The following is a 23,363-nucleotide window of genomic DNA, read 5'->3' on the forward strand; positions in this document are numbered from 1 at the left end:
GCATTTAAATCAAATATTTAAATACAATATTTATGTTTTTCCATATAGTTATCCACAACATTTGCGGATAACTATTGTTACATTATTTGGCAACCAGCAACGGCACACTTGCATTTCTGAAAATTGAAGTGGCAATACTTCCCAAAAAGAACTGATGTAATTTACTGTGACTAAATGCACCCAGTACAATCATCTGAATACCAAGCTCTTGCTGATACTCAAGAATATTTTCAGCCACATCGCCATAACGGTACACGGTTACCACATCAAGTCCTGCTGTTCGAAGGTACTCTTCGGGGTCTTTGAGTACTTCGGGATGATCCCCTACATACAATAAATGGCATTGTAAAGTTTTGAGTAAATCACTTTGGGAGATTCGTTGCATGATATTTAAGCATGTTGGTGAATACTCGTAGGCAAAGATAAACCGAGTCGGAATTTTAAAGTTCTCACCCACCGTCATTACGGTACAGTTCGCTCCACGAATAAAATTCTCTACATTACTTCCTATAGGCTTATTTTTTTCAGCGGCACGCTCACCGACTTTACCAATCACGACAAAGTCTGTTTCTCTGAGCACACTAAAACTTTGCTCTAGGAAATCACCTTTCTCCTGAATCTTGGTACTTTCCAACCCATATTTATCTAGAATCATTTCCGAGATATGTTTGAGTAGGTTATTACTATAATCGATTGCTAATTCACTTTGTTTTTGTTCAAGCTCTGCAAGCTCTTTGAGCAACATCGCGTTACTTTCAAATCCAATGACGCCACTAATTTCACCTAAATGGTAGCTTGCAGGATAATAATCTAATACTTGTAAAAGCACCAATTCCCGTTTGGTTTCTCTTGCTACCCACGCAGCTGCTTCTGCAATTGCATTGATGCAAGGTGAAGAATCAATACATGCGATTACGCGACTCATACTTGCCTCTCTTCTTTAAGGTCTTTGTGCCTAGAGATTTTTTGACATGTTTTTAACTTATCATATTTATTTCAGAATAGGATTTATTTCAGTTATTTTTTTAGATGTCTAGAATATATAATCCTTTTAATATTACTTTAAGCCCATCAAGGTATGTTTGTGATAAGATTCACATAGTTTAACTAAAATATAGAAAAGCTATCAAAAATAAGAATTTAAGCAGAATTTACAATCATAAAATAGCCGACATTTTTAATTTATTTATTGAGATTTATCACTTTTTTCATTAAAAAGGTTATGCAAATTATTCTTATGCTAAATAAAAAAGAGGGTTATCATGTTTTCATTATTTACTGGGAAACTTAGCAGTGTTTTAACAACTGTATTTCAAGGACTGACTCAAGCTGTGGGCAAAATTGTTGATGCTGTTGTAACAGCAGCTGAAACAATTACTGATGTTGTGGTCGACTCAGTCGTTACACCTGTGGTTGACGTTTTAGACCATGTTCCTGTTTTGGGTGATGTTGTAGGTTCAGTCACTGGCCTTGTTACATCTACAACTGATAATTTATTCGATACACTTCATAATACCGCTGCAAACATTACTTCTGGCGATCTTGCTGAAACTGTTGGCGATCTTGTCACAGACACCACTGGTTTAGTGACTAACTTAGTGACTGATACAGCTTCTACGCTTGATTCAATTTCAACAACACTGGTCGATGCTGCTCAAGACATTCCTGTAGTCGGTGAAGTGGTTGAATCTGTTTCTAATCTTGTGACTTCAACTTTAGAAAATGTTTCTACAACTGCTGAAAATCTGTATGGCAACCTTGTTGAAGGTGATTTACTGGGTGCTGTAACCGATTTACTTTCTGATACAACGTCTGTAGCGGGTAATCTGGTAACTGACGTATCTACAACTGTAGGTGATGTTCTTGACAGCACTGACGTTGTTACAAACTACGTGACTCAAGTGCCTGTACTTGGGGGTGTAATTGCGGGTGTTCTAGATTCTGTAGACAACGTTGTAGATACCGTTGGTGACGTGGGCCAGTATGTTGCTGACGTTGATCCAGTTCAATTGGTCAGCGATCTTCTTAATGCACCAGCGGAAACACTAGGCACAGTTGTTGTTGATGTTGCGGGTGTTGTTGCCGATCTTGCTGACGACCTTAACCCATTGGTTGCTTCTACTGCTTCAACACCAGTATTGGGTGCAGTAGTTGAAACTGTAACTGATGCAGTAGATTTAGTTTCAGGTACAGTTGCATCTGTAGGCACAGGCTTACAAGGCTTTAATGCACTTGACGAATTGATTAACAGCACTCTTTCTCCTGTTTAATAACTTAAATTTTACATGAGAAAAAAAGGCCCTAGTTCATAGGGTCTTTTTTATTGTCGTAATCGAATAAATCGAGCAGGATTTCCTGCAACAACATGCTGCGAGTCGATATTTTTAGTCACCATACTGTTCATACCTACAACTGTATGCGCACCAATTGTCACGCCATCTTTCACCCCTACATGCGCTCCAAGCCAGACATCCTTTTCAATACAAATGCCCTGTGATCTTACTGGCTGTTGATAAATGGGTTGATCAAAACTCATACCATGATCAAAGGCATATAAATGACAATACGCCGCAAGACGCACTTGATCACCCAAGGTAATGCCGACCCGTCCACCATCTAATATACAATGATGGTTAATGGCAACTTCAGATCCAATATGCAATGGACCATGCAATACACAATCGGCTGCAATAAAACTGTTATCACCGATGATAATTTTTCGGCCCGGCTCGGCAAAAATATGTGCAAGTGGCGATATAAAGCAGTTTTGACCAATTTCAACCGTTTCCATATCCATCAGATAAGCCTGATAGTCACGTTGCCATTCATCAGCCCATTCCCGATGTTTGGGTTTTAAAGTCCAGTACAGCCATGGCATGTAATTCAAACGATGTTTGTGCTGCTCTCGATATTTGAGTAAAGGATCATTGTTCATCTTGCGGTTGTATTCTCTTTAATTTCTCTCGCCCCCGAGTGACATGATTAATCTTGAGCGATAATGGCTCAATCTGATCAATTTCGACATCAGCCTCTACGATTACACCCTCAGCTGTAAAGTTGCTGGTATACACGATTTGATGTTGTTTTAATTCATATTCAAGAATCGACCATTCATTGAAATGGCAATTAAAGTGAATAGATTCTTTATGGATAAGCGGTTTTTTCTCTGCACGTGACAGGCATTGCCCCGCACAGCCACCATAAGCACGTACCAACCCACCTGTACCGAGCTTGATGCCACCAAACCAACGGTTGACGATTACCAGAATATTCGTCAGCTCATTTCCTTCAATTGTCGCCAGAATCGGACGACCTGCCGTACCGGAAGGTTCTCCGTCATCATTAAAACGTAATTGATTACCGATCTTCCATGCCCAGCATTGATGTGCCGTCGAGTGATCGTAATATTGATCCAAATATGCTTTGATCTGATGCTCGGTCTCTACAGGAATAGCGATTGCCTGAAAGCGACTTTTTTTTATTTCCTCTTCATATGAAACAACTTCGCTAATCGTAAACGCCATATTACCCATCACACACTGTACAAGACCGAAATTATACGCAATTTCTAGATATAATTTCGATAGAAAAAAGCCCCGATCAGTGTCGGGGCTTTTTTACTTAACGCTCTCGCAGCGCTTCTTTCGCTTTGTTAAATGGTTTTAACAAGTAGTCCATAATGGTTTTTTGTCCGGTTTTGATATCAACCGTGGCCACCATACCTGGCGTAATTCCAAATGCCTTACCAGATTTATTGTAAAGTTTATCGGAATCGGTACGAATATAAACACGATAGTAGAACTGATCCTGCTTGACTTCATCACGAATCGTATCTGGTGAAATAAACGTCACCTTGCCTTGCATACCACCGTAAATCGAATAGTCATAAGCGGTAATTTTAACCAATGCTTCTTGCCCCGGACGAATAAAAGCGATATCACGCGGTAAGATACGCGCTTCAATTAGTAATTTTTCATCTAATGGCACAATGGTCATCAGTTTACCGTTTTGAGGGATGACACCGCCCAAAGTGGTCACTGAAATTTCTTTGACTACACCGCGAACCGGTGCTTTAAATACGGTACGAGATAAAGTATCGGTACGCCCTTTAATCACCTGTTGCTGGGTTTGAACATCGGTATTCGATTTTGAAAGCTCTTCACGTGCCTTTACATAATAACTGCTACGCGCATCATTGATTTTATTTTGTAAATCATTTGCTTCACGCTTTAAACGCAGCACCTCAACCTCACTGGCTGCACCTTTAGCCACTAATGGCTCGGTCATCACCAGTTCTTGTTGAACTAAACGCAAGGCTTGTTGCAAACCCGAAACCGTTTCTTCTAAATTCGAACGACGCGAGTTATAAAGTGCAGTTTCCTCTTGGACCAGTTTTGGCTCCTTTAGCACCTGCTCAGGAAAAGATAACGGTGTTCCATTCACCTCAGCACGCAAACGCGCCGAAGTGGCTTGAGCGGCAACCAAAAGTGATTGCGACTCGCCAACATTGGATTCAAAACGTGTTGGATCTAGGAGTGCAAGTATCTGACCTTTCTCAACAATATCGCCTTCTTTGACATCCAACTTCGTCAAGATACCACCGTCTAGAGATTGAATGACTTGCTCTTTCGATGACGGAATAACTTTTCCTGTACCCGTTGATACTTCTTCAAGCTTAAACAACCACGCCCAGACAATTAGAATCAGTAAGGCAATCCCCACAATCCAGATGACAAAGCTGGCACGAGGTAAAGGTGGCTCTTTATATGAAACATTTAATGAGCGGGATTTTGCTTGTTGTTGATCGCTCATGATTTAATCCCCTGTGCTGGCGCAACTGCTTTAGCCTGAGTTGATTGATTTAAGATTTGATCACGTGGACCATCCATCACGATCTTGCCGTCGTTAATCACAATAATTCGGTCAACAAGTTCAAGTACTGCTCTACGGTGAGTTGCCACCACCAATGTACGATGCGCCAACCATACTTTTAGATGATCGATGAGTTGTTTTTCTGAAACATCATCAATGGCAGCCGTTGGCTCGTCGAGTAGTAAAATGTTGGGTTGACGAATGAGCAAACGTGAAAGTAACAATGCCTGACGCTGACCACCCGAAAAACCAATTCCACCCTCTAAGATAAGATGATCGAGACCTTCTTTTTTCTCTTCTACAAAGGCCAAAGCACCTGTTACACGTAATGCCTTGATGATATCTTCATCGTTGGCCAAAGGAGCACCTAGCGTCAAGTTTTCACGTATCGTGCCATAAAACAAGTTGGCATTTTGGTTTAAAAGACCCATATCACGACGCACATCTGCCGGATCAATCATTGAAAGTTCAAGATCATCCAACGTAATTTTTCCATTGACCGGAAATTGCATACCAGACAAAAGCTGTAGCAAGGTCGATTTACCTGCGCCATTACGTCCTAAAATGGCAACTTTTTCACCTGCCTTAATTTTTAATCTTGAAATCGTAAGGTTTGGTTTGTTGTCTTCTGGATCATACTGAAAAACCACATTGCTCAACTCATAATCGCCATGAATCACTGGCTTATGCACCAAATGGGCACGATCTGGTTGATCCACGGATTTTTTCATAAGCTCATCAAGGCTGCTTTTGGCTACTTTGGCTTGCTGTAAACGACCTAAAACTCCAGTAATATTCGAAATAGGCCCCAGCATACGCGAAGATAGAATCGAACACGCAACTAGCGCACCTGTGGTCATATCACCATCCATGACCGCAAAACAACCCACCAAAATCACCAAGGCGTAAGTCAGCCCTTGTAGCTTTTGTGTCCAAGCAGATAGCACACCTACAATTTTACGCTGCTGCATACTGTAATCTGCAGACAGTTCGTTCATGTGGTTCCACTGATTTTGAAAGCGTGATTCTGCACGGAGCAGTTTGATATCTTCAATGCCTTGTACGGCTTCAACCAAAATAGCATTACGAATCGCAGATTCTCGCATACCTTCTTTAGCCAGTTTAGCGAGCTGCTTTTGTGCCAAAATACCCGGCAAAATCATAAGCGGCACAATAACCACAACCACCCAAAAAACATGACCGCCAATGATCCACATGATCACCAAAAACAGGATAAAAAACGGTAAATCAGCAATCGCTGTAATGGTCGTCGACGTCACCAGCTCTCGAACACCTTCTAATTCACGAATTTGCGAAATAAAGGTGCCTGTCGATTTAGAGCGTTCATTATTTTTAATACGCAGTGCATGACCAAATACACGATCAGAAATTTTAAGATCTGCACGCTTTCCAATAATATCCGACAAGTAGATACGACTGACGCGTAAGATAAACTCAAAGATTGCAGCAATAAACACACCGCCAGCCAGCACCCAAAGTGTTGGGATCGACTGGGAAGGCACGACGCGATCGTACACCTGCATCGAAAATACAACCGTTGCAAGCGCCAAAATATTTGCAATTAAGGATGCAAACATAATGTCGATATAGCGCTTCCAGTCTTTGAGTACAATTGACCAGAACCAGCTCGCCTCATAAGGTTTAATGTATTCATCAACACGCGCATCGGCAATCGATGCTTCTGGTCGTAATATATAAATATTTTTGACCAGTCCTTTTAGGCTTTCTATTGCAAAACTTTGTGATAGACCATGATCACCACTGAGCTGAATGCTCACATTACCCTGCGCATCCGCTTTATCAATTACACCAATCTGGCCATCTTTAAATTCGGCAATCACGGGTAAACGCCATGGATTGATCAAGTCTAAATCAAACTTGGCAACACGTAAGCTCAACCCCATTTGTCTGCACATCAACGACAATACCTCTTCAGGATTGTGGTTTTGATTCCAATCGAGTTGCAACCGAATACGTTCTTCAGAAGATTCAATTCGATAATGACGTGCAATGGTCAGGACAGCCTGCAACCATGGTTGATATTGAAATGTTTTTGTCATGGTTGCACCTCAAAGCCCTGGATTGAAATATTATTGAGGCCGTAGGCATCTCGTGTTTTTCCAGTGGTCGAAATATATTGAACAAGACTTGAATAAATATCGTAACGTGCATTCTCAAGCTCGTTGGCAGACGAATGAATCGCTTGTTCAGCATTTAATAGATCAAGCGCAGATCGTGTGCCGAGCTTGTATTGTTCTTGGTAAAGTTCTCGTGTTTTCACCGCAGTAATTTGACGGGCGCGTAACACTTTAATTTGCTCTTGCTTATTTTCGATATTTTCACGTGTAATTTTGACATTATCCATGACATCTAAATAAACTGAATTGACTTTTGATTTTGTGGCTTCTTCGGCAAAGCCCGCAGAGCGAATTTGAGCTGAAATTGCGCCACCCTGATACAGTTTAGTGTTGGCCTCTAAAGCGACCGAACTGTAAAATCCGTCATCTTTGTTGTTATTTGGATTGGTGCCATTAACTGCCTGACTCACCGAACCGACCAAAGAAAGCGTAGGATAACGGCTTAAATCTGTTCTTTTTTTATCTGCCTTGGCCACTTCCACTTCGGCCTGCGCGGCCAACATATTTGGAATCACATTAAAATCAGGTTCTTTATATAAATCAGAGACTTCAACCAGATTTTCTGGAATCGTCCATGATTTTCCCATCGAGTCAAAACCAAGTAAAACAGTCAGTCGTTGCTGATTTTGACGCAATAACGAACGCTGCGCGATCAGCGCCGATTGAGCCGATTCAACATAAGAGCGTGCCTGAACCGGATCTGCCTGACTACTGATCCCCGCTTGCGCTCTTAATTCGGTAATTCCCAAGATGCGCTGTAAACCTTTTACTTGCTGCTCTGCAATTGCTACCAGTTTTTTATAGCGTTCAATATTCACAATAGTAGCAGCTGTTTCGGTTGCAATTGAATCAATACTGACTAACACATTGGCTTGTTGTAGCTGCAAACGTGCTTCTTGCGAGGTCACATTGGATTTAACCTGACCAAAGTCATAAAGCAATTGTGAAGCACTAATCGTAAACATTTGACGACCGCGCTGTTCAGACGATGCCAGATTACCACCAGTCGAAATACCACCACTGATTTGTGGATAATACTGCGATTTTGCTACATCAATATTTGAGTTTTGCGCCGCCATCGTTGAAATGGCCTGACCAATTGAAGGGTTTCGCTTCACTGCGATTTGAACTGCATCGACCAGATTAATTTCACTGAGCCTCGACTCGACCGGACCAGTGTTTGCATCGGGTGCGACCGCGCCATAGGTCACTTGCGGCAATCCCTGCACAATAATCGGATCTAACTTTACAGTTTGAAACTTTTGTATTTGAACTGTCTTGTAATCATCGTTTGGTTTAGATTTAAATAATCCGCTGATCTTGTCTTTTAAATGAAAACCAGATGTATCAGAAGGCGCTGCGAATACCGAAGAGGTCACCATCGAAATCGAACTGCATAGCAGCAAGATTTTTAATGTTGTGACCTTTTTCCCCGTTTCACTCATATGAGAAATTGATATTGGTCGATGCATAGTAAATATTTTTATGATTAAACGGCAGTAAAATTTTCACATATTTTTATCACAAAAAATTGCATTATGCTAAACAAATCACATGTTTTAGATACATTTTTTCTTATTATGAAAAAATCCGGTAGCACTAGGTAACAATTGTATCGTTACTTAATTCTACCGGATTGAATGAAACCGATTAATCTAGTTCATACGCAAAAATTAGACCGTAAAATCATCACCCAAATAAACTTTGCGCACCTGTTCATTTTCTAGAATTTCTTGTGGTGTACCCTCGGCAATGACTGCGCCCTCACTAACGATATATGCATGCTCACAAATAGCCAGTGTTTCACGTACGTTATGGTCTGTAATCAAGACGCCAATACCACGATCTTTTAAATTACGAATAATATCTTTAATGTCTCCAACAGAAATAGGATCGACACCTGCAAACGGTTCATCGAGGAGCATAAATTTTGGATCGGCTGCTAAGGCACGCGCGATCTCGGCACGACGGCGCTCACCACCCGAAACACTCATGCCCAAAGAATCTTTGATATGGGTAATCTTGAAATCATTTAACAGCTCTTGAAGTCGTTGCTGACGCTGTTGTTTATTCAAATCTTTGCGTGTTTCCAAAATTGCCATAATATTTTCAGAAATGGTCAGCTTTCTAAAAATCGAAGCCTCTTGTGGCAAATACCCAATCCCTTTACGCGCACGCTCATGCATTGCAAGATCTGACAGGTCAAGATCATCGAGATGGATTTCACCTTTATCCATGCGAACCAAGCCCACCACCATATAGAAACTTGTAGTTTTACCGGCACCGTTTGGCCCCAGCAAACCGACAATTTGCCCGCTTTCCATCGTAAAGGACACATCCTTGACCACCCAGCGTTTACTGTAATTCTTTGCAAGGTGCTTGATACACAAAGTTTGTGGTTTATCCAAAGCTTGCTCCATTAGTCACGTGCCCCCGGGAAACTTTTAGAGGCAGATGGTGGAATCACTAACTGCACACGATTCGAGCCTGAACCTTGGGCCTCGATATCACCTTTATTCATGCTGTAGCGAAGCGTATTACCACGGACACTGGCACCATCCTGATTCAGATAGGCGTTACCCGTTAAAGTAATAATGCCGGTTTCAGCGTTATAGACAATCTTTTGTGCTTCGCCACGCGCAATTCCTTTTTGAGCACTGATCTGCTGTTGAAATTTTGCTGGGCGACCTGTTGCATTTACAGTTTGTAGCTGACGCTGTGAATTTAGCTGACCCACAATCGAATCTGCCTGTAGCTTCATAGTGCCCTGTTCAATCATCACATTGCCCGTATAGGTAGTGACACCTGTTTTTTCGTTATAGGTAGCTCGATCTGCAACCAATGAAATAGGCTGATTACGATCTGATGGTAAAGCAAATACGCTACTACAAGAGATCCCCAATACGGCAACAGACACACCTTTTTTAAGGAAAGCTGAAGAGCAAAAAAAGTTAAGAATTTGGCGCATACTTTCCTCGAATATTAAAAAACTCGTACTGACCCGTGTTTAAATTTGCTTTTAATCCATTGCTGATAAAAGACGATTGCGGTGAGTCAACATTCACTTGATGTGAGGTCTCAATCAGTTTTGTATCTGGATAAGTGGTTAACTCATCGGTTTTAAATTCAATTTTACCTTGCTCAGATAACTTTGTGGCGACAACCTGATCTGACAGCACCACTTTTGCATTGTCATTGTAGCCGTGTGCATATTTTGAAAAAAAGGTGGAGTCGACGCTACCGTTTTTGTAAGTCGAAGCATTCAGATTTTCAAGTTTTGAGGTCTGGTTTTGCATGTTCTGCTCTAACCGATCCACTTTGGCACGAATGTACAGATGACCCTGGTCGTCGGTTTGAGTGAGATAAACACCTTCCGCAGAATAAGTCATATTTCTTGCCGAATCGACATCCAGTTTTTTTGCTTTGCCACTGTAATAGTAATAGCCACCACTTACAGACGCGATGACAACAGCAGCAATATAAAGCGCTTTAGTATCCATGAACGGTGTGTCTGACCTGTATCACTCTATAAGAATATTAATGGGGTACACTGAGATATTTTGCAAGAAGTTCTTCGTAAACTCCTTTTGCATTCAGTAACATATCACAAACTTCACGTACTGCACCACGCCCGCCCATCGCCTGAGTAACCAAATGCGCACGACGTCTTACCTCGACGTGACCATTGGGCACGGTCACACACATCCCTGCAATGGAAAAAGCCGACAAATCAGGCCAGTCGTCACCCATGTATAAACAATCTTCCGGTAACAATTCAAACTGCGCACATGCTTCTTTGAGTGCAACACCCTTATCTTCACGTCCTTGAAAAACCAGATCAACACCAAGATCAGACATGCGTTTTTCAACAATATGACTTTTACGGCCAGTAATAATGATCACCTTTAAGCCTGCTTGCTGGACTAATTTCATGCCCAGACCATCACGGATATCAAAGGATTTAATTTCATCGCCTGTATTGGTGAGCGTAACAAAACCATCGCTTAAAATACCATCTACATCAAGCACCAATGCTTGAATATGTCGTGCTTGCTCAAGTAATGCAAAAGACGCCATGTTTAATTTACCCCTGCTTGAATCAGGTCATGCATGCTGATAACCCCAATGACTTTATTTTGATCATCGACCACCACAAATTGACTGATTTTTCGTTCATTTAACTGCTGTAATGCTTCAACTGCTCTTGCTTCTTGTGAAATTGTGGCCGGATGTGTAATCATCACATCTTGAACAGGCAAATTCACATCAAAGCCTTGTTGTTTATCAATTAAACGGCGCAAATCGCCGTCAGTAAAGATGCCCATTAAGCGATCCTGCTCATCTACAACGGTTGTGAGCCCCAAGCGCTTATTGGAAATTTCGTAAAGCACCTGATTCATTGGCGTGTTGGGTGACACTTTTGGAAGCTCATCTGCGGTGTGCATTAAGTGCTTTACATGCAACAGCAAACGCTTGCCTAATGCACCAGCCGGATGCGAACGTGCAAAATCATCTGCGGTAAAACCGCGCGCTTCAAGTAACGCAACAGCGAGCGCATCGCCAAGTACCAGTGTTGCCGTAGTGCTTGAGGTCGGCGCTAAACCTAGCGGACATGCCTCATCCGATTCGCCTAAAGTCAAAGCAACATCGGCATTTTGCGGCATTGGTCCTTTATCATCACGACTCATGGTAATCAACGGCACTTCAAGATGCTTAATCAGTGGCATCAGCATCATGATTTCGTCACTTTTACCTGAATTCGAAATCGCAATCAGCACATCGCCACGTACCAGCATTCCTAAATCACCATGCCCCGCTTCACCTGGATGCATAAAAAATGATGGCGTTCCTGTTGAGGCAAATGTTGCTGCCATTTTACGACCAATATGTCCCGACTTACCCATCCCCGTAATCACAACACGGCCTTTACACTGCAAGATAATTTCACAGGCCTGATTGAATCGCGCATCGATTTGTTTGGCCAACACATCAAGTGCATGCTGTTCAATAGCGATCGTTTCGAATGCGATTTTTTTAAAATCGGTGGTCATGGTCATAAAAATAGCTCGAATAACTTCAACTTAAGTGCAAATTGCAGCTTAGTCTTTGACGCAAAAAATTTGCGTTATTCTAACATAGCTCTGATCAAGACACGTTTTTAAATGTACAAGTTTTCACAAGCTTAGAAATTTGAGTGATAAAACTTTGTTAAAAATCTTGCTTACGTTATGATGTAACACTGTTTTTGGTGAGTTTTGAAGACCTTTATGCAACCATTTGTTTTATACAACTCAGAGCAACGTAAGAAAGTTGAATTTGTTCCGCGCAGACCCGGTCAGATTGACATGTATGTCTGTGGTATGACGGTCTATGATTATTGTCATATTGGGCATGCTCGAGTAATGGTTGCATTTGACTACATTATCCGTTTTTTACGTAGTCAGGGCTGGAACGTTCGTTATATCCGCAACATTACCGATATTGATGACAAAATCATCAAACGTGCGAATGAAAATAATGAATCAATTCAAGAATTAACTGCCCGTTTCATCGACGCAATGAATCAAGATGCAGCGCAACTGGGCTGTGCCGAACCGGATGAGTCACCAAAAGCGACCGAATATATCGATCAAATGCAGGCCATGATCAGTACTTTGGTCGATAAAGGTACGGCATATCCAGCAACAAATGGTGACGTATATTTTGAAGTGAATAAGTTTGAAAAATACGGACGCTTGTCTGGTCGTAAGCTTGAAGACATGCAAGCGGGTGCAAGTGAACGCGTCGATGTGGAAGTCGAGAAAAAACATCCCTTTGACTTTGTACTTTGGAAACATGCCAAAGAAAATGAGCCTTCTTGGGCTTCACCATGGGGCAACGGTCGTCCAGGCTGGCATATCGAGTGTTCCGCAATGTCGACATGCTGCCTAGGCAATCACTTTGATATTCACGGCGGCGGCTCGGACTTAACATTTCCGCACCATGAAAATGAGATTGCGCAAAGTGAGGCTTCAACCGGCGAGCAGTATGTCAATTACTGGATGCATGTTGGCTTTATCAATGTTGACGGCGAAAAGATGTCTAAGTCTTTGGGTAACTTCTTTACCATTCGCGATGTCATGGATAAGTTTCACCCTGAAGTGATTCGCTACTTTATTGTGTCATCGCACTATCGTAGCCCAGTCAATTTTTCAGATACCGCACTCAAAGAGGCGAAAACTGCATTAAGTCGTTTTTATCATGCATTTAAAGCTTATGAACAAGTGTTTGGTCAAACCAAGACCTCTCATTTAGAGCAAACATATGTAGAGCGCTTCAATACGGCTATGCGCGATGATTTCAACACGCCTGAAGCTATGGCCGTATTGTTTGAATTAATTCGTGAGCTAAATCGTGCGGTCAAGGAAGAGCAATCTGATCTGGCAACAACACTTTACTCAACGCTACGTGCTTTGACCGATATTTTAGGATTGGTACAGCATCATGTAGATGATTTCTTAAAATCTACCATTGGACACGAAGATTCTGGACTCTCCGATAGCGAAATTGAAACACTGATTCAACAACGAGCGGATGCAAAAAAAGCCAAAGATTTTGCTGGTGCAGATGCAATTCGTAAGTCTCTACTTGATAGTGGAATCGTTTTAGAAGATACACGCCAAGGAACTGTATGGCGACGTGCTGATTAATTCAGCAATTCCTCTTGTGATGTATTGACAGTCAAGACAAACTGTATATAATGCACCAAACATTGCGGGAATAGCTCAGTTGGTAGAGCACAACCTTGCCAAGGTTGGGGTCGCGAGTTCGAGTCTCGTTTCCCGCTCCAAAATTTTTTAAATTTGGATTTACAGGTCATATAACATTCAATGTTGTATGACTTTTTTTTGTCTAAGAATTTTATATACGCACTGATAATAAAATTGCTGCCAAGTTGGCTTAAAGAGTTTAGTTAATTTCTATGATATAGAGTATAAACTTGACAACACTTCCCTCATAAACAGTATTTCTTAATAGACTGTCTTTTAAAATTCTAAGCAACCAAATCATCAGTATTTCAATGAATAGCTTTGTTCAATGATGAAATGATATGGATTCAGAATACACAAAGGGCTGAGTTAGCATCATCTGATCGAGAAAAAGTCTAAAATTCAGCAATAAAAAAAGCACCCGAAAGTGCTTTTTTTTAATTGTTACTTATTGAGCAACAATATTGACAGCGCTTGGACCTTTCTGGCCTTCAACGATGCTAAATGATACACGCTGACCTTCATGAAGCGTTTTGAAACCTGAGCTTGCAATTTCTTTGAAATGTGCAAAAACGTCAGGACCTGAATCTGGTTGAATAAAGCCAAAACCTTTAGTTTCGTTAAACCATTTAACGGTTCCAGTAACTGTGTTAGACATAATCTTACCCTATATTTTTAATAGTAAATTGCCAAATAAAATTTGACCGATATAACTTTGAAAATTTAACAAATTAAGCTCAAGAATCTAAAAAACGGAGGATTATGAATAAAACTTCGATACTTTAAAAGGTTTAACTAATTGTGTCATTTCTCTAGCTAGACTCTATACTATCCTAAAAACCGCATCAAGTATATGCTTATTTGATATATATATACTTACAAAAATAAAAAATGATTACGCAAAAATCGATAAAAATTAGAACCTTAAAAATATCATTAAAAAATATTTTCTATCACATTAACAATTATATGTTATAGTCGAATTTTAAAATGCATCAATTTTATATTTATTTTCGGATGATCCATCATCGGAATTTCAATGTAAAATAATTTTCTTATCACCTTCCTATTTTTTAATTAACTAATTAAGTTATAAATATTTTAATTGAAATAAATTTAACTATTTAAATAAATTAATTAATCTCAATTTAGGCCAAAAGGATACCTTATGTCTAGGTCTACCATGATTAATTATAAAATCACGATTCAAGATGCAAATAATTTCATCAGAAAAATCATCAAAGTAAAAGATATTCAATTTAATAAAGAACTTCTTTACGAAACAAATGAATGGTTATGGATTTTTGAAGACAATAATGAGTTTTGTCCATTTGAGCTCTGGAGTTTTATGGATCGCGTAAAAGTACATGATGGACTCATTTTTAATCATAAAATATATAAAGTCATTGAGGTCACTAAAATGAATAAAATAAGATATATATAATAAAAAAGCTCATATTATGAGCTTTTTTATCTATTTTTTAACCATAAAGCTATCATTTGGTTTTTAATATTTTTACAGCAGTACCAGGCTCATGATTGTTTAATGCGAGCCAGAGCACTTTACTGTTATCTACATGCCCTTTAGTCATGACACTTGCAATATCTACCTCAAAATTTTGCAAAACGTCATTTGCATAGTAAACGAGATTAAATACTGATTTTATTTCAATGGCTTGTTTATTGATCATCACATTCAACTTTCACTATTTTTTCATATAAAAAAATTAGATTGTAATTTATAGAGTTTATTAAATTCGGTGTAGAAAGACTTTCCATCTAAATTTAATGCCAGAACCGTACCAGATTCTAATTCAACTTGCTTCGTCACCTCAACCAAGGTCTGACCATGCAAGTTACTTTGGACTTTTTTCAATGGCACAATATTCACGCGAATAATGTCGCCATTTACTGCTTTGGCTGTTGTCCAGCCGTTCATAATATTCATTATAAAACCCATATTTATGAGCTTTTGTAATCAGAAAAGATTAATTTACATGTATCCAACTTGGATAGTGATAAGTTAAAGGCATCTCGCCTAAGATCTATAACAGTTACATCAGCTTTAATGACACATAGGTGTCGATTGATCATATTTAGTTTGATTCAACATAGCAGCCTGATTTGCTCAAACTGCTATTCACCGGTGTACTTTTTAGGTACACAATGCGTTAAAGATTTGAATTCGTATAAAATATTAATTACTTTTATAAAATTTGGGAGCGCAAGTCCATTAACAACTCAAATCTACTTGTTCTGAATCGGAACAATTTCGGCTAAAGTTATAGTAACACCATTTCTCAGTAATACCTAATTTAAGTCGCTTTCAGATACAACTCTCATTCGTTTTAATTGCTTTATAATTCGGCTTAATATTTAGCAAATTAAGCAAAATTGAAGCATATAAGTCATATCCGGAAATTTTGAAGACAATTGAAAAATAAGAATAAATAATAAATTTCACATGGCGTTATTTATCGCAAGTTTTGAAACATTGAAAACGTAATAGCTTTACCTTTCATGTCATTAAAATCTCTATACAACGTATTGTTTTTAATAAATAAGTTGAAGTATTTATTTTCAGACAACGCTTTATCATCTTCTAACGAAAAAATAGTGATACCAGCTTTTGAAAATAAATCGTCTAAATTTTCAAAAGTCGTATTCTTTTGAAAGAAATTCTCAGAAAGTATTCTTCTGATACTTACTTTTACTGTCATTTTGAACCTCACAAACGAAACAACTCTTTCAAGCATACACATTTAAAGGATGCTATTGGCAAAATAATTCTTTTGTTACAATATTTCAATAAAATCAAGATTTTGATGCTTTTGAATTATTAAGCTACTGTTTCATATAACTGACTAAATTATCAGCAAATTACAAGTGTAAATCTTAGGTCTCACCCCAATTTTTAATACTCATTTTTATAAAATTTTTCATTCAATTTTCATAAATTTTTATATTTTAATTAACTTTAAAAAACCCCTTTCGGGGTTTTTGCATCTTCTAACTTATGTCTATTTATAGATGATTCAAATAAGAGACGAAACATATAATAAACATGAAATTCGTCAATCAGTATCTGATATCTTTTTGCTATTTAGGAGACTTTAGGTCTGATACTTTTTCGGCCTTAGATTGCATCGTCTTACTGCTTGAGTAGATAAAGTAAAGCGCTATACCCAAACAAATTAATGCCGCGAATCGTTCAATAGAAAAAGGCAAGGCTTCATTATTTAACCAGCCAAAATTATCGATCAACATACTCATGAGCAACTGACCGAAAATCACAGCAACTGTTGCAACAGCGGTCCCGATACGCTGTACAGCCAGCACCATAACAACAATATATGGCACACCACAAAAAGCACCTAATAATTGCCATTTAGGTACATCAAGCAAAGTCAGTGAATGTCTGGGTTCGAAATAAAAAATTAATAAGGCAGTAATTAATGCGCCAACCGAAAAGGTTAAAAACGCACTTTTAAACACACCAACTTGACTTCCAAGTTGGCCATTAATTGCAGCTTGAACACTCAACATGGCACCACCAAACACTGCCAATAGAATCATAAATGTTGTGATCATATTCGCTATCCTCGTGCAACCAAAATAAGTGCAATCACAATAAAAACTAGAGCAATAAGACGTTTAGAATCGATTTTTCGATGTGATACACCCAATAGACCAAAGTGATCAATCATCAGACTTTTAAAAATCTGTCCGGCTAAAATACCAATCATGGTCATGGCTATGCCAATCACAGGTGTAGTAATGGTCAGAATAATCACATAAATCGGACCCAATACACCGCCAAGCAACTGCCAAGAAGGTATCGAGAAAAATGAAGGCGTATTTCGCGGACTAAAAAACAGCATCAGTAAAAATGTGAGCGCTGCGCCAACTCCAAAAATACTGAATGTTGCCCATAGCTCCCCGACTTGTGCACCCAGTGGGCCTAATAACCCAGCTTCGACAGACAGTCCCATTCCACCTAAAATGGTTAACAGAACAAAGACCAATTGCATGATTAACCCGATCGTTGTATTGAAAGCAACGCATATTAATCTAGCCAATTCATTTTAAAAACCGCATAATTTATAAATCACTTTTGCAGATATTGCACAAATGAATCTTTCACATTCTATTGATATACGTGCGCTTCGTTTATTTGTTCAGGTATATGATGCGCAAAATTTTTCTACTGTTGCCAGAAAAGAAGTGGTTTCAGCGTCATTAATTTCAAGAACCATTCAACAGCTTGAAAATGCACTGGAGCAGCAACTTTTTTATCGTAATACACGGGCAATTACCCCCACGGAATCGGGTCATTTGTTTTATGAATATGCCAAGCGTATTCTCGATCAGTTTGACGAAGCTCAAGAAGCTTTACAAGATAAGACTGTTGAGCCATCTGGTCTCATTCGAATTAATGCGCCTGTTTTTTTTGGTCAACGACATATTGCACCGTGGTTAACAGGGCTCTGTAAGCGCTATCCAAAACTTTCGATTGAGCTGATTCAAACCGACGAATATATCGATCCATTTAGAGACAGCACCGATCTGGTTTTTCGTATAGGCGTACTCAACGATTCATCTTTGCACGCGCGTGTATTTGGTGCACAAAAATATTATCTTGCGGCATCACCTGAATATTTATGCAGATACGGACAACCTCAACAACCTGCGCAGTTATTAGAGCATAAAGCGCTTGTTTATAAAGGATTTGAAGGACCAAATCGCTGGTTAATTAAAGAAGCAGACGGCGCATGGACTCAATTACCAGTCCATGCACTCATGACATCGAATAATGCTGAGAGCCTTATGCGTGCAGCACTTGATGGTCTGGGTATTGTCATGTTCCCAGATTGGCTCATTGGAGAAGCGTTAAAGTCAGGTGATTTAGTTCAATTACTTCAACCGCATGAAGTCTCGATTAAATCCCTACCTCAATACATTGCTGCAATTTATCCAAATGCACGCCATCCACCCCTGAATGTTCGTGCAGTCATCGATTACTTTAGCGAGATTTATGGCACCCCACTTTACTGGCAGTATTAATCACTCAGTAAAATTAAAATTGAACTCAACTCATTTAACGAGCTACCAGTGCCGTGCCAAGTTACTTACATACAATTCCAGAACCTTCTTTATAGTAATCCGTCGCGGTTTTGAGCTCTGCCAACAATTTGGTTTCATTAAACTGATTTGGCTTTAAATGAACCAGCGCCGGTATGTATTCAGATTTATAAACATTGGGCCAATCGACGCACAAAATCTGGACGCGCTGGGTTTGCGAAGTATTGGGATTGTCGAGCAAGTCCATGAAATGACTAATTTGTTTGTCTGATTGTTCAAACTGGGCCTGATAGTTAATTGCTTTTGGCGCCTTTTGTGCTTGAACAGCTTCGGAGCTGCGCATCGGTGCAGAGGCCGAATGCACTGCGCTCGATACATGATCTGCCGATGTCTTTGGCTCAGGTTGTTCTGGTGAACGATCACATGCAGTAAGCGATAAACTAAGGAGCAAAAGCGCGAGACTATGACGTTTCATCATGATGTGAGTGGCTTAAAAGCTTGAGTATAAGATGACTTTTCATCTAACACTACTCGATTTATAGCAACTTGTTTAAACAACTCTCAATTGATTCATAAAAAAATACCCGCTCGAAGGCGGGTATTTTGTATCAATTTAGTTTGGTAGAACGTGCCATCACCTGTTCAGGCACATTTTGTTTTAAAATCACTGCAAGTGTTTTTTCATTTTTTGCAGTATCAATGCCATTACTTGCCAATACTGCATTCACATCTTTAGGGCTTAAAGTAAACATGGCGCCAGTCATTGGATCTACAATCAATATTCCAATCAGACCACCAAAAATAATATTACCGAAATACCAGCCATTTAAGCGTGACTTGACTTGCATGGTTTGAGTTTGATATCCATCTTTAGAAAATGAGACTTGATAGTTTTCAGGCTGGAAAAAACCGGCGCTTTTTTTCAGAGTTACAGTCGCAGGAGTTTGTCCCATATGCACTTTTTCACCTTTTTTATTGGTGATCGTGATCGTTGCAATTTCTGGTACGCTTTTAAATGACATCGTTTGGGTTGAACCCGTAATAATGGTTGCACATCCTGTGAACGTTGCAGTGACTGCCAATAAAGACGCAATTAATGTTTTTTTCATTTCAAACTCAATGATTACATGTTGTAAAAATTTAGAAACAAAACTTTACACTTAGTTGTTATATTGTCAATTTTTTCTTTATAATTTCATTGAGTTAGTTGCTTTTTTAGGCAAATTAGATACTTTATTCATTTAGAATGATGCCTTAATTGTGGGATGATGAGTTAAGTAAGGAAAATCGACATCATTTGGGTTTAGCGGCACTCATTTCACTACGCCGCGATATTCATCATTGTTTTTTTGATTATTCTTGATCTAATTTTTATATCTTGATAAAAAAAATAGTTTAAAACATTAATTTATAATAATTTTGATGAATTCTTACGACTCTAAATAGAACCACATTCTCAATATTTTTAAGATTCCTTATTTTTAAACTCCCTGTATGATGGAAAAATCGTCTACTCCATGTCTGCGCCAAAAAATTTTAAGATTTGTCGATACTAACAACCAGATTTTCAATCAGATCTCAATAAATAATCATCGACAAAGGCCAAACTATGACGTATATCGAAGCAAATAAAATAGGGAAATCACGTTATGGCAACAACAGATTCAACCTCTGGCGCTCAGCCCCCCTTTCTTTCTAAGCAAAGAATCATTGCAAAGCCAGATTTTAATCGCTGGCTCGTCCCTCCTGCCGCTCTTGCCATTCATCTGTGTATTGGTATGGCCTATGGATTTTCGGTGTTCTGGCTACCGCTCTCCAAAGCAATTGGAATTGAAGATCCTGTCGCTTGTGCTGCCGATGTCGGCTTTTTTCAGCAATTGTTTATTACCACTTGTGACTGGAAAATCTCGACGCTCGGCTGGATGTATACGCTGTTTTTTGTTTTGCTGGGGAGCTCCGCTGCAATTTGGGGGGGATGGTTAGAGCGCGTTGGCCCACGAAAGGCTGGACTGATTAGTGCGCTGTGCTGGTGTGGCGGCATGCTGATTTCTGCGCTCGGCATTCATTTACATCAATTCTGGTTGATGCTTTTAGGATCAGGCGTGATTGGCGGAATTGGCTTGGGTTTGGGTTATATCTCTCCCGTCAGTACACTAATTAAATGGTTCCCCGACCGCCGCGGTTTGGCAACAGGCTTGGCGATTATGGGCTTTGGTGGCGGTGCCATGATTGGTTCACCTCTTGCAGTCGAATTAATGGCACACTTTTCAACACCAACCAATGTGGGCGTGGCAGCGACTTTTGTTTGCATGGCGCTGGTCTATTTTGTATTTATGGTTGCGGGTGCCCTAACTTACCGAATTCCGGCACAAAACTGGAAACCTGCAGGCTGGGAACCGAGCGCCAAAATGCAGCAAAATGCATTTATTACCAAACAACATGTGCATGTTAAAAAGATCTGGGGCATCCCTCAGTTCTGGCTGGTCTGGGCGGTACTCTGCATGAATGTTTCCGCGGGGATTGGCGTGATTGGCATGGCTTCACCCATGCTTCAGGAGGTTTTTGCGGGTCAGTTAATTGGGCTACCTTTAAAATTTTCAGAACTTAGTCAAGATCAGCTCAAAACTATTGCAGCAATCGCTGCCGGCTTCACTGCATTGCTGAGTCTATTTAATATTGGGGGTCGAATTGCGTGGGCCAGTTTATCCGATCGTATCGGGCGTAAAGTCACTTATAGCGTATTTTTTATTTTAGGTGCGGCTTTATACGCTTTTGTACCGTTTGCAGCGCAAATGGAAAGTAAGCTGTTATTTGTTGGGGCGATCTGTATCATCATCAGTATGTACGGAGGTGGATTTGCTACAGTTCCGGCTTATCTGGCCGATTTATTCGGCACCCAAATGGTTGGCGCAATTCATGGTCGATTACTCACCGCATGGGCTACCGCCGGTATTTTAGGGCCTGTGATTGTGAATAATATGCGTGACTATCAACTTGGTTTAGGCCTTGCAGCGAGCCAAGTCTATAACCAGACCATGTTTATTTTGGCAGGCTTATTAATTGTGGGTTTAATTTGTAACCTATGTATTCGTCCGGTCAATCCCAAGTATTTCATGACGCCAGCCGAACTTGAAGCCGAGCAAAAAAGTGCCGAAAAACATCATGAAAATCAACAAGTATCCAGTGCGATTCCGACTGAATCGAGTACTGCAAGTAACAACCACCTGTTACTGGTGGTGTTGGCATGGTTAGCGGTGGGTATTCCATTACTCTGGGGCATTTATCGTACACTCATCAGCGTTAAAGCTTTTATTCAGTAACGCTTAGCGCATAAAAAATCCCGCCGATGCGGGATTTTTTATGCGCTAATAATTAGCTTGCTAGTCGCTTTTGAACCAAGATCGATCCAACGGAATAACCCGCACCAAATGAACAGATTACGCCATATTCATCTGATTCGACCTCATGACCCGTACGATGCAGCGCAATCATTACTCCCGCAGATGACGTGTTGGCAAATTCATCTAAGATAATAGGTGTGCGCTCAGGTTCAGCATCTTTACCCAATACCAGTTTGGCAATCAGCTGATTCATGTTCAGATTGGCCTGATGCAACCAGAAACGCTTGATCGACTCTGCCTCAATTTGGTTTTTTTCAAGTTGTGTACTGATGATTTTTGCCACCAAAGGACACACTTCCTTAAATACTTTACGGCCATCTTGTCGGAACTGCTTGTCATCACGTACCGCATCTTCGCTTCGATTTAAAAAGCCGAAGTTATTACGAATATTATTGGAAAACTGGGTAAACAAATGGATATCTAAAATCTCAAACCCATTTTTAGTTTCGGTGTCCTCAATAATCGATGCCGTAGCAACATCACCAAAAATGAAGTGACAATCGCGTGAACGATAGTCGGTATGGCCTGAAGTAATTTCAACATTGACCAGTAACACACGGCGCGCGCCAGACTTAATGGCATCATATGCCTGCTTTAAGCCAAACGTTGCCGCCGAACATGCCACATTCATATCATAGGCATATCCTTCGATCCCGAGTGCCGTCTGTATTTCTACAGCAACTGCCGGATAGGCACGCTGCAAATTAGAGCATGCCAAAATCACGACATCGATATCTTCCGGAGCTACTCCCGCATTGGTCATGGCATCCTTTGCTGCCCACACGCCCCATTCGGCTTGAATCGAAAGCTCGTCATCGGTACGTTCTTCAAGGCGTGGGCGCAAGCGTGACGGATCAAGTACACCTGATTTTTCAATCACGTAACGGCGCTGAATCCCTGATGCTTTCTCAATAAACTCAGCACTTGAGCCTAAACGCTCTGGCAACTCACCCGCAGCGATTTTCTCAGCATTGTCCTGATTGTACTGTTCTACATAGGCATTAAGACTTTCGACCAGTTCTTGGTTACTAATCGATTCGGCTGGATGGTACAAACCTGTACCGGTAATACGTACGCCCATGTAAAACTCCTTATGAGAA

At 40.1% G+C, this 23,363-nt stretch carries 25 protein-coding genes and 1 tRNA gene; 6 read left to right on the forward strand and 20 right to left on the reverse strand.

The genetic code is table 11. The features are described 5' to 3' along the window. Nucleotides 1–82: 82 nt before the first annotated feature. The gene (locus tag QLG00_RS08040) at nucleotides 83–925 is read right to left on the reverse strand and encodes a universal stress protein (protein ID WP_004938081.1); all 843 of its coding nucleotides are present in this window, start codon (nucleotides 923–925) and stop codon (nucleotides 83–85) included. A gap of 337 nt (nucleotides 926–1,262) precedes the next feature. Here QLG00_RS08040 and QLG00_RS08045 point away from each other — a divergent pair, with 337 nt between their 5' ends. Next, the gene (locus QLG00_RS08045; RefSeq protein WP_004938084.1) at nucleotides 1,263–2,270 is read left to right on the forward strand and encodes a hypothetical protein; all 1,008 of its coding nucleotides are present in this window, start codon (nucleotides 1,263–1,265) and stop codon (nucleotides 2,268–2,270) included. A 50-nt stretch (nucleotides 2,271–2,320) separates the two neighbouring features. Here QLG00_RS08045 and QLG00_RS08050 read toward each other — a convergent pair whose 3' ends face one another. The 10 genes from QLG00_RS08050 to QLG00_RS08095 all read right to left on the reverse strand — a co-directional run bounded on the left by QLG00_RS08050 (nucleotide 2,321) and on the right by QLG00_RS08095 (nucleotide 12,088). Then, nucleotides 2,321–2,935 carry an acyltransferase gene (locus QLG00_RS08050; RefSeq protein WP_151746799.1) on the reverse strand — a complete coding sequence of 205 codons (615 nt, stop codon included), beginning with the start codon at nucleotides 2,933–2,935 and terminating at the stop codon, nucleotides 2,321–2,323. Beyond that, nucleotides 2,925–3,524 carry a YigZ family protein gene (locus QLG00_RS08055; protein ID WP_171402638.1) on the reverse strand — a complete coding sequence of 200 codons (600 nt, stop codon included), beginning with the start codon at nucleotides 3,522–3,524 and terminating at the stop codon, nucleotides 2,925–2,927. Before QLG00_RS08055 ends, QLG00_RS08050 begins: the two co-directional genes overlap by 11 nt. Before the next feature lie 97 nt (nucleotides 3,525–3,621). Continuing rightward, nucleotides 3,622–4,812 carry an HlyD family efflux transporter periplasmic adaptor subunit gene (locus tag QLG00_RS08060; protein ID WP_025094710.1) on the reverse strand — a complete coding sequence of 397 codons (1,191 nt, stop codon included), beginning with the start codon at nucleotides 4,810–4,812 and terminating at the stop codon, nucleotides 3,622–3,624. Beyond that, the gene (locus QLG00_RS08065; RefSeq protein WP_076032359.1) at nucleotides 4,809–6,953 is read right to left on the reverse strand and encodes a type I secretion system permease/ATPase; all 2,145 of its coding nucleotides are present in this window, start codon (nucleotides 6,951–6,953) and stop codon (nucleotides 4,809–4,811) included. The genes QLG00_RS08060 and QLG00_RS08065 overlap by 4 nt, the downstream gene beginning before the upstream one ends. Continuing rightward, a complete protein-coding gene (locus tag QLG00_RS08070) occupies nucleotides 6,950–8,413 on the reverse strand; it encodes a TolC family outer membrane protein (RefSeq protein ID WP_282470799.1) in 1,464 nt (487 codons plus the stop codon). Before QLG00_RS08070 ends, QLG00_RS08065 begins: the two co-directional genes overlap by 4 nt. A 291-nt stretch (nucleotides 8,414–8,704) precedes the next feature. After that, entirely contained in the window at nucleotides 8,705–9,451 is a 747-nt protein-coding gene (gene lptB / locus QLG00_RS08075) for an LPS export ABC transporter ATP-binding protein (protein ID WP_004938103.1), read from the reverse strand. Continuing rightward, nucleotides 9,451–9,999, reverse strand: a complete 549-nt coding sequence (gene lptA, locus QLG00_RS08080; RefSeq protein ID WP_004938107.1) for a lipopolysaccharide transport periplasmic protein LptA — start codon at nucleotides 9,997–9,999, stop codon at nucleotides 9,451–9,453. Before lptA ends, lptB begins: the two co-directional genes overlap by 1 nt. After that, a complete protein-coding gene (gene lptC / locus QLG00_RS08085) occupies nucleotides 9,983–10,531 on the reverse strand; it encodes an LPS export ABC transporter periplasmic protein LptC (RefSeq protein ID WP_055415015.1) in 549 nt (182 codons plus the stop codon). Before lptC ends, lptA begins: the two co-directional genes overlap by 17 nt. Nucleotides 10,532–10,568: 37 nt before the next feature. Continuing rightward, nucleotides 10,569–11,108, reverse strand: a complete 540-nt coding sequence (locus QLG00_RS08090) for an HAD hydrolase family protein (RefSeq protein ID WP_004938117.1) — start codon at nucleotides 11,106–11,108, stop codon at nucleotides 10,569–10,571. A gap of 2 nt (nucleotides 11,109–11,110) precedes the next feature. Then, complete coding sequence (locus tag QLG00_RS08095) at nucleotides 11,111–12,088, reverse strand: KpsF/GutQ family sugar-phosphate isomerase (RefSeq protein ID WP_151815904.1); 978 nt, start codon at nucleotides 12,086–12,088, stop codon at nucleotides 11,111–11,113. Nucleotides 12,089–12,298: 210 nt separating this feature from the next. On the opposite strand from QLG00_RS08095, the gene cysS reads away from it, so the two are divergent. Both cysS and QLG00_RS08105 read left to right on the forward strand, forming a co-directional pair. Then, on the forward strand, nucleotides 12,299–13,720 hold the full coding sequence (gene cysS / locus QLG00_RS08100) for a cysteine--tRNA ligase (protein WP_004938120.1): 1,422 nt from the start codon (nucleotides 12,299–12,301) through the stop codon (nucleotides 13,718–13,720). Nucleotides 13,721–13,784: 64 nt separating this feature from the next. Then, a tRNA-Gly gene (locus tag QLG00_RS08105) sits at nucleotides 13,785–13,860 on the forward strand. A gap of 368 nt (nucleotides 13,861–14,228) precedes the next feature. Here the strand turns inward: QLG00_RS08105 and QLG00_RS08110 are convergent. Beyond that, nucleotides 14,229–14,438, reverse strand: a complete 210-nt coding sequence (locus QLG00_RS08110) for a cold-shock protein (protein ID WP_004938289.1) — start codon at nucleotides 14,436–14,438, stop codon at nucleotides 14,229–14,231. Nucleotides 14,439–14,948: 510 nt separating this feature from the next. Here QLG00_RS08110 and QLG00_RS08115 point away from each other — a divergent pair. Beyond that, on the forward strand, nucleotides 14,949–15,224 hold the full coding sequence (locus QLG00_RS08115) for a hypothetical protein (RefSeq protein WP_004938290.1): 276 nt from the start codon (nucleotides 14,949–14,951) through the stop codon (nucleotides 15,222–15,224). Between the two features lie 52 nt (nucleotides 15,225–15,276). Here the strand turns inward: QLG00_RS08115 and QLG00_RS08120 are convergent, their stop codons facing one another. From QLG00_RS08120 to QLG00_RS08140, 5 genes are all read right to left on the reverse strand, one after another. Next, the gene (locus QLG00_RS08120) at nucleotides 15,277–15,471 is read right to left on the reverse strand and encodes a hypothetical protein (RefSeq protein WP_004947782.1); all 195 of its coding nucleotides are present in this window, start codon (nucleotides 15,469–15,471) and stop codon (nucleotides 15,277–15,279) included. Between the two features lie 23 nt (nucleotides 15,472–15,494). Further along, nucleotides 15,495–15,728, reverse strand: coding sequence for a transposase (locus QLG00_RS08125; RefSeq protein WP_228198379.1), 234 nt, complete (start codon nucleotides 15,726–15,728; stop codon nucleotides 15,495–15,497). A gap of 526 nt (nucleotides 15,729–16,254) precedes the next feature. Beyond that, nucleotides 16,255–16,500, reverse strand: coding sequence for a hypothetical protein (locus QLG00_RS08130; RefSeq protein WP_004947783.1), 246 nt, complete (start codon nucleotides 16,498–16,500; stop codon nucleotides 16,255–16,257). A 379-nt stretch (nucleotides 16,501–16,879) separates the two neighbouring features. Further along, nucleotides 16,880–17,368, reverse strand: a complete 489-nt coding sequence (locus QLG00_RS08135) for a DMT family transporter (RefSeq protein ID WP_151764915.1) — start codon at nucleotides 17,366–17,368, stop codon at nucleotides 16,880–16,882. Between the two features lie 8 nt (nucleotides 17,369–17,376). Further along, entirely contained in the window at nucleotides 17,377–17,811 is a 435-nt protein-coding gene (locus QLG00_RS08140) for a DMT family transporter (protein ID WP_025094718.1), read from the reverse strand. A 100-nt stretch (nucleotides 17,812–17,911) separates the two neighbouring features. Here QLG00_RS08140 and QLG00_RS08145 point away from each other — a divergent pair, with 100 nt between their 5' ends. Continuing rightward, nucleotides 17,912–18,844, forward strand: a complete 933-nt coding sequence (locus tag QLG00_RS08145; RefSeq protein WP_151764907.1) for a LysR family transcriptional regulator — start codon at nucleotides 17,912–17,914, stop codon at nucleotides 18,842–18,844. A gap of 61 nt (nucleotides 18,845–18,905) precedes the next feature. Here the strand turns inward: QLG00_RS08145 and QLG00_RS08150 are convergent, their stop codons facing one another. Then, nucleotides 18,906–19,340 (reverse strand): hypothetical protein, encoded by a 435-nt coding sequence (locus QLG00_RS08150; RefSeq protein ID WP_004947790.1) that lies wholly within the window; start codon nucleotides 19,338–19,340, stop codon nucleotides 18,906–18,908. 130 nt (nucleotides 19,341–19,470) lie between these two features. Then, complete coding sequence (locus QLG00_RS08155) at nucleotides 19,471–19,971, reverse strand: hypothetical protein (protein ID WP_151764908.1); 501 nt, start codon at nucleotides 19,969–19,971, stop codon at nucleotides 19,471–19,473. A gap of 540 nt (nucleotides 19,972–20,511) precedes the next feature. Between QLG00_RS08155 and QLG00_RS08160 the strand changes: the two genes are divergently transcribed. Then, nucleotides 20,512–22,182: an OFA family MFS transporter gene (locus tag QLG00_RS08160; protein ID WP_282470779.1), complete on the forward strand. Its 1,671-nt coding sequence runs from the start codon at nucleotides 20,512–20,514 to the stop codon at nucleotides 22,180–22,182. Nucleotides 22,183–22,234: 52 nt separating this feature from the next. Here the strand turns inward: QLG00_RS08160 and QLG00_RS08165 are convergent, their stop codons facing one another. Beyond that, a complete protein-coding gene (locus QLG00_RS08165; protein WP_004938320.1) occupies nucleotides 22,235–23,344 on the reverse strand; it encodes a beta-ketoacyl-ACP synthase III in 1,110 nt (369 codons plus the stop codon). Between the last annotated feature and the right edge of the window lie 19 nt (nucleotides 23,345–23,363).

The organism is Acinetobacter sp. V89_7 (assembly GCF_029967895.1).
GTDB lineage: Bacteria > Pseudomonadota > Gammaproteobacteria > Pseudomonadales > Moraxellaceae > Acinetobacter > Acinetobacter soli.

Excerpts from the sequence above, each read along its gene's own strand:
- QLG00_RS08040 (WP_004938081.1), bottom strand. The coding sequence starts at position 925 with ATGAGTCGCGTAATCGCATGTATTGATTCTTCACCTTGCATCAATGCA.
- QLG00_RS08045 (WP_004938084.1), top strand. The coding sequence starts at position 1,263 with ATGTTTTCATTATTTACTGGGAAACTTAGCAGTGTTTTAACAACTGTA.
- QLG00_RS08050 (WP_151746799.1), bottom strand. The coding sequence starts at position 2,935 with ATGAACAATGATCCTTTACTCAAATATCGAGAGCAGCACAAACATCGT.
- QLG00_RS08055 (WP_171402638.1), bottom strand. The coding sequence starts at position 3,524 with ATGGCGTTTACGATTAGCGAAGTTGTTTCATATGAAGAGGAAATAAAA.
- QLG00_RS08060 (WP_025094710.1), bottom strand. The coding sequence starts at position 4,812 with ATGAGCGATCAACAACAAGCAAAATCCCGCTCATTAAATGTTTCATAT.
- QLG00_RS08065 (WP_076032359.1), bottom strand. The coding sequence starts at position 6,953 with ATGACAAAAACATTTCAATATCAACCATGGTTGCAGGCTGTCCTGACC.
- QLG00_RS08070 (WP_282470799.1), bottom strand. The coding sequence starts at position 8,413 with ATGGTGACCTCTTCGGTATTCGCAGCGCCTTCTGATACATCTGGTTTT.
- lptB (WP_004938103.1), bottom strand. The coding sequence starts at position 9,451 with ATGGAGCAAGCTTTGGATAAACCACAAACTTTGTGTATCAAGCACCTT.
- lptA (WP_004938107.1), bottom strand. The coding sequence starts at position 9,999 with ATGCGCCAAATTCTTAACTTTTTTTGCTCTTCAGCTTTCCTTAAAAAA.
- lptC (WP_055415015.1), bottom strand. The coding sequence starts at position 10,531 with ATGGATACTAAAGCGCTTTATATTGCTGCTGTTGTCATCGCGTCTGTA.
- QLG00_RS08090 (WP_004938117.1), bottom strand. The coding sequence starts at position 11,108 with ATGGCGTCTTTTGCATTACTTGAGCAAGCACGACATATTCAAGCATTG.
- QLG00_RS08095 (WP_151815904.1), bottom strand. The coding sequence starts at position 12,088 with ATGACCATGACCACCGATTTTAAAAAAATCGCATTCGAAACGATCGCT.
- cysS (WP_004938120.1), top strand. The coding sequence starts at position 12,299 with ATGCAACCATTTGTTTTATACAACTCAGAGCAACGTAAGAAAGTTGAA.
- QLG00_RS08110 (WP_004938289.1), bottom strand. The coding sequence starts at position 14,438 with ATGTCTAACACAGTTACTGGAACCGTTAAATGGTTTAACGAAACTAAA.
- QLG00_RS08115 (WP_004938290.1), top strand. The coding sequence starts at position 14,949 with ATGTCTAGGTCTACCATGATTAATTATAAAATCACGATTCAAGATGCA.
- QLG00_RS08120 (WP_004947782.1), bottom strand. The coding sequence starts at position 15,471 with ATGATCAATAAACAAGCCATTGAAATAAAATCAGTATTTAATCTCGTT.
- QLG00_RS08125 (WP_228198379.1), bottom strand. The coding sequence starts at position 15,728 with ATGAATATTATGAACGGCTGGACAACAGCCAAAGCAGTAAATGGCGAC.
- QLG00_RS08130 (WP_004947783.1), bottom strand. The coding sequence starts at position 16,500 with ATGACAGTAAAAGTAAGTATCAGAAGAATACTTTCTGAGAATTTCTTT.
- QLG00_RS08140 (WP_025094718.1), bottom strand. The coding sequence starts at position 17,811 with ATGCAATTGGTCTTTGTTCTGTTAACCATTTTAGGTGGAATGGGACTG.
- QLG00_RS08145 (WP_151764907.1), top strand. The coding sequence starts at position 17,912 with ATGAATCTTTCACATTCTATTGATATACGTGCGCTTCGTTTATTTGTT.
- QLG00_RS08150 (WP_004947790.1), bottom strand. The coding sequence starts at position 19,340 with ATGATGAAACGTCATAGTCTCGCGCTTTTGCTCCTTAGTTTATCGCTT.
- QLG00_RS08155 (WP_151764908.1), bottom strand. The coding sequence starts at position 19,971 with ATGAAAAAAACATTAATTGCGTCTTTATTGGCAGTCACTGCAACGTTC.
- QLG00_RS08160 (WP_282470779.1), top strand. The coding sequence starts at position 20,512 with ATGGCAACAACAGATTCAACCTCTGGCGCTCAGCCCCCCTTTCTTTCT.
- QLG00_RS08165 (WP_004938320.1), bottom strand. The coding sequence starts at position 23,344 with ATGGGCGTACGTATTACCGGTACAGGTTTGTACCATCCAGCCGAATCG.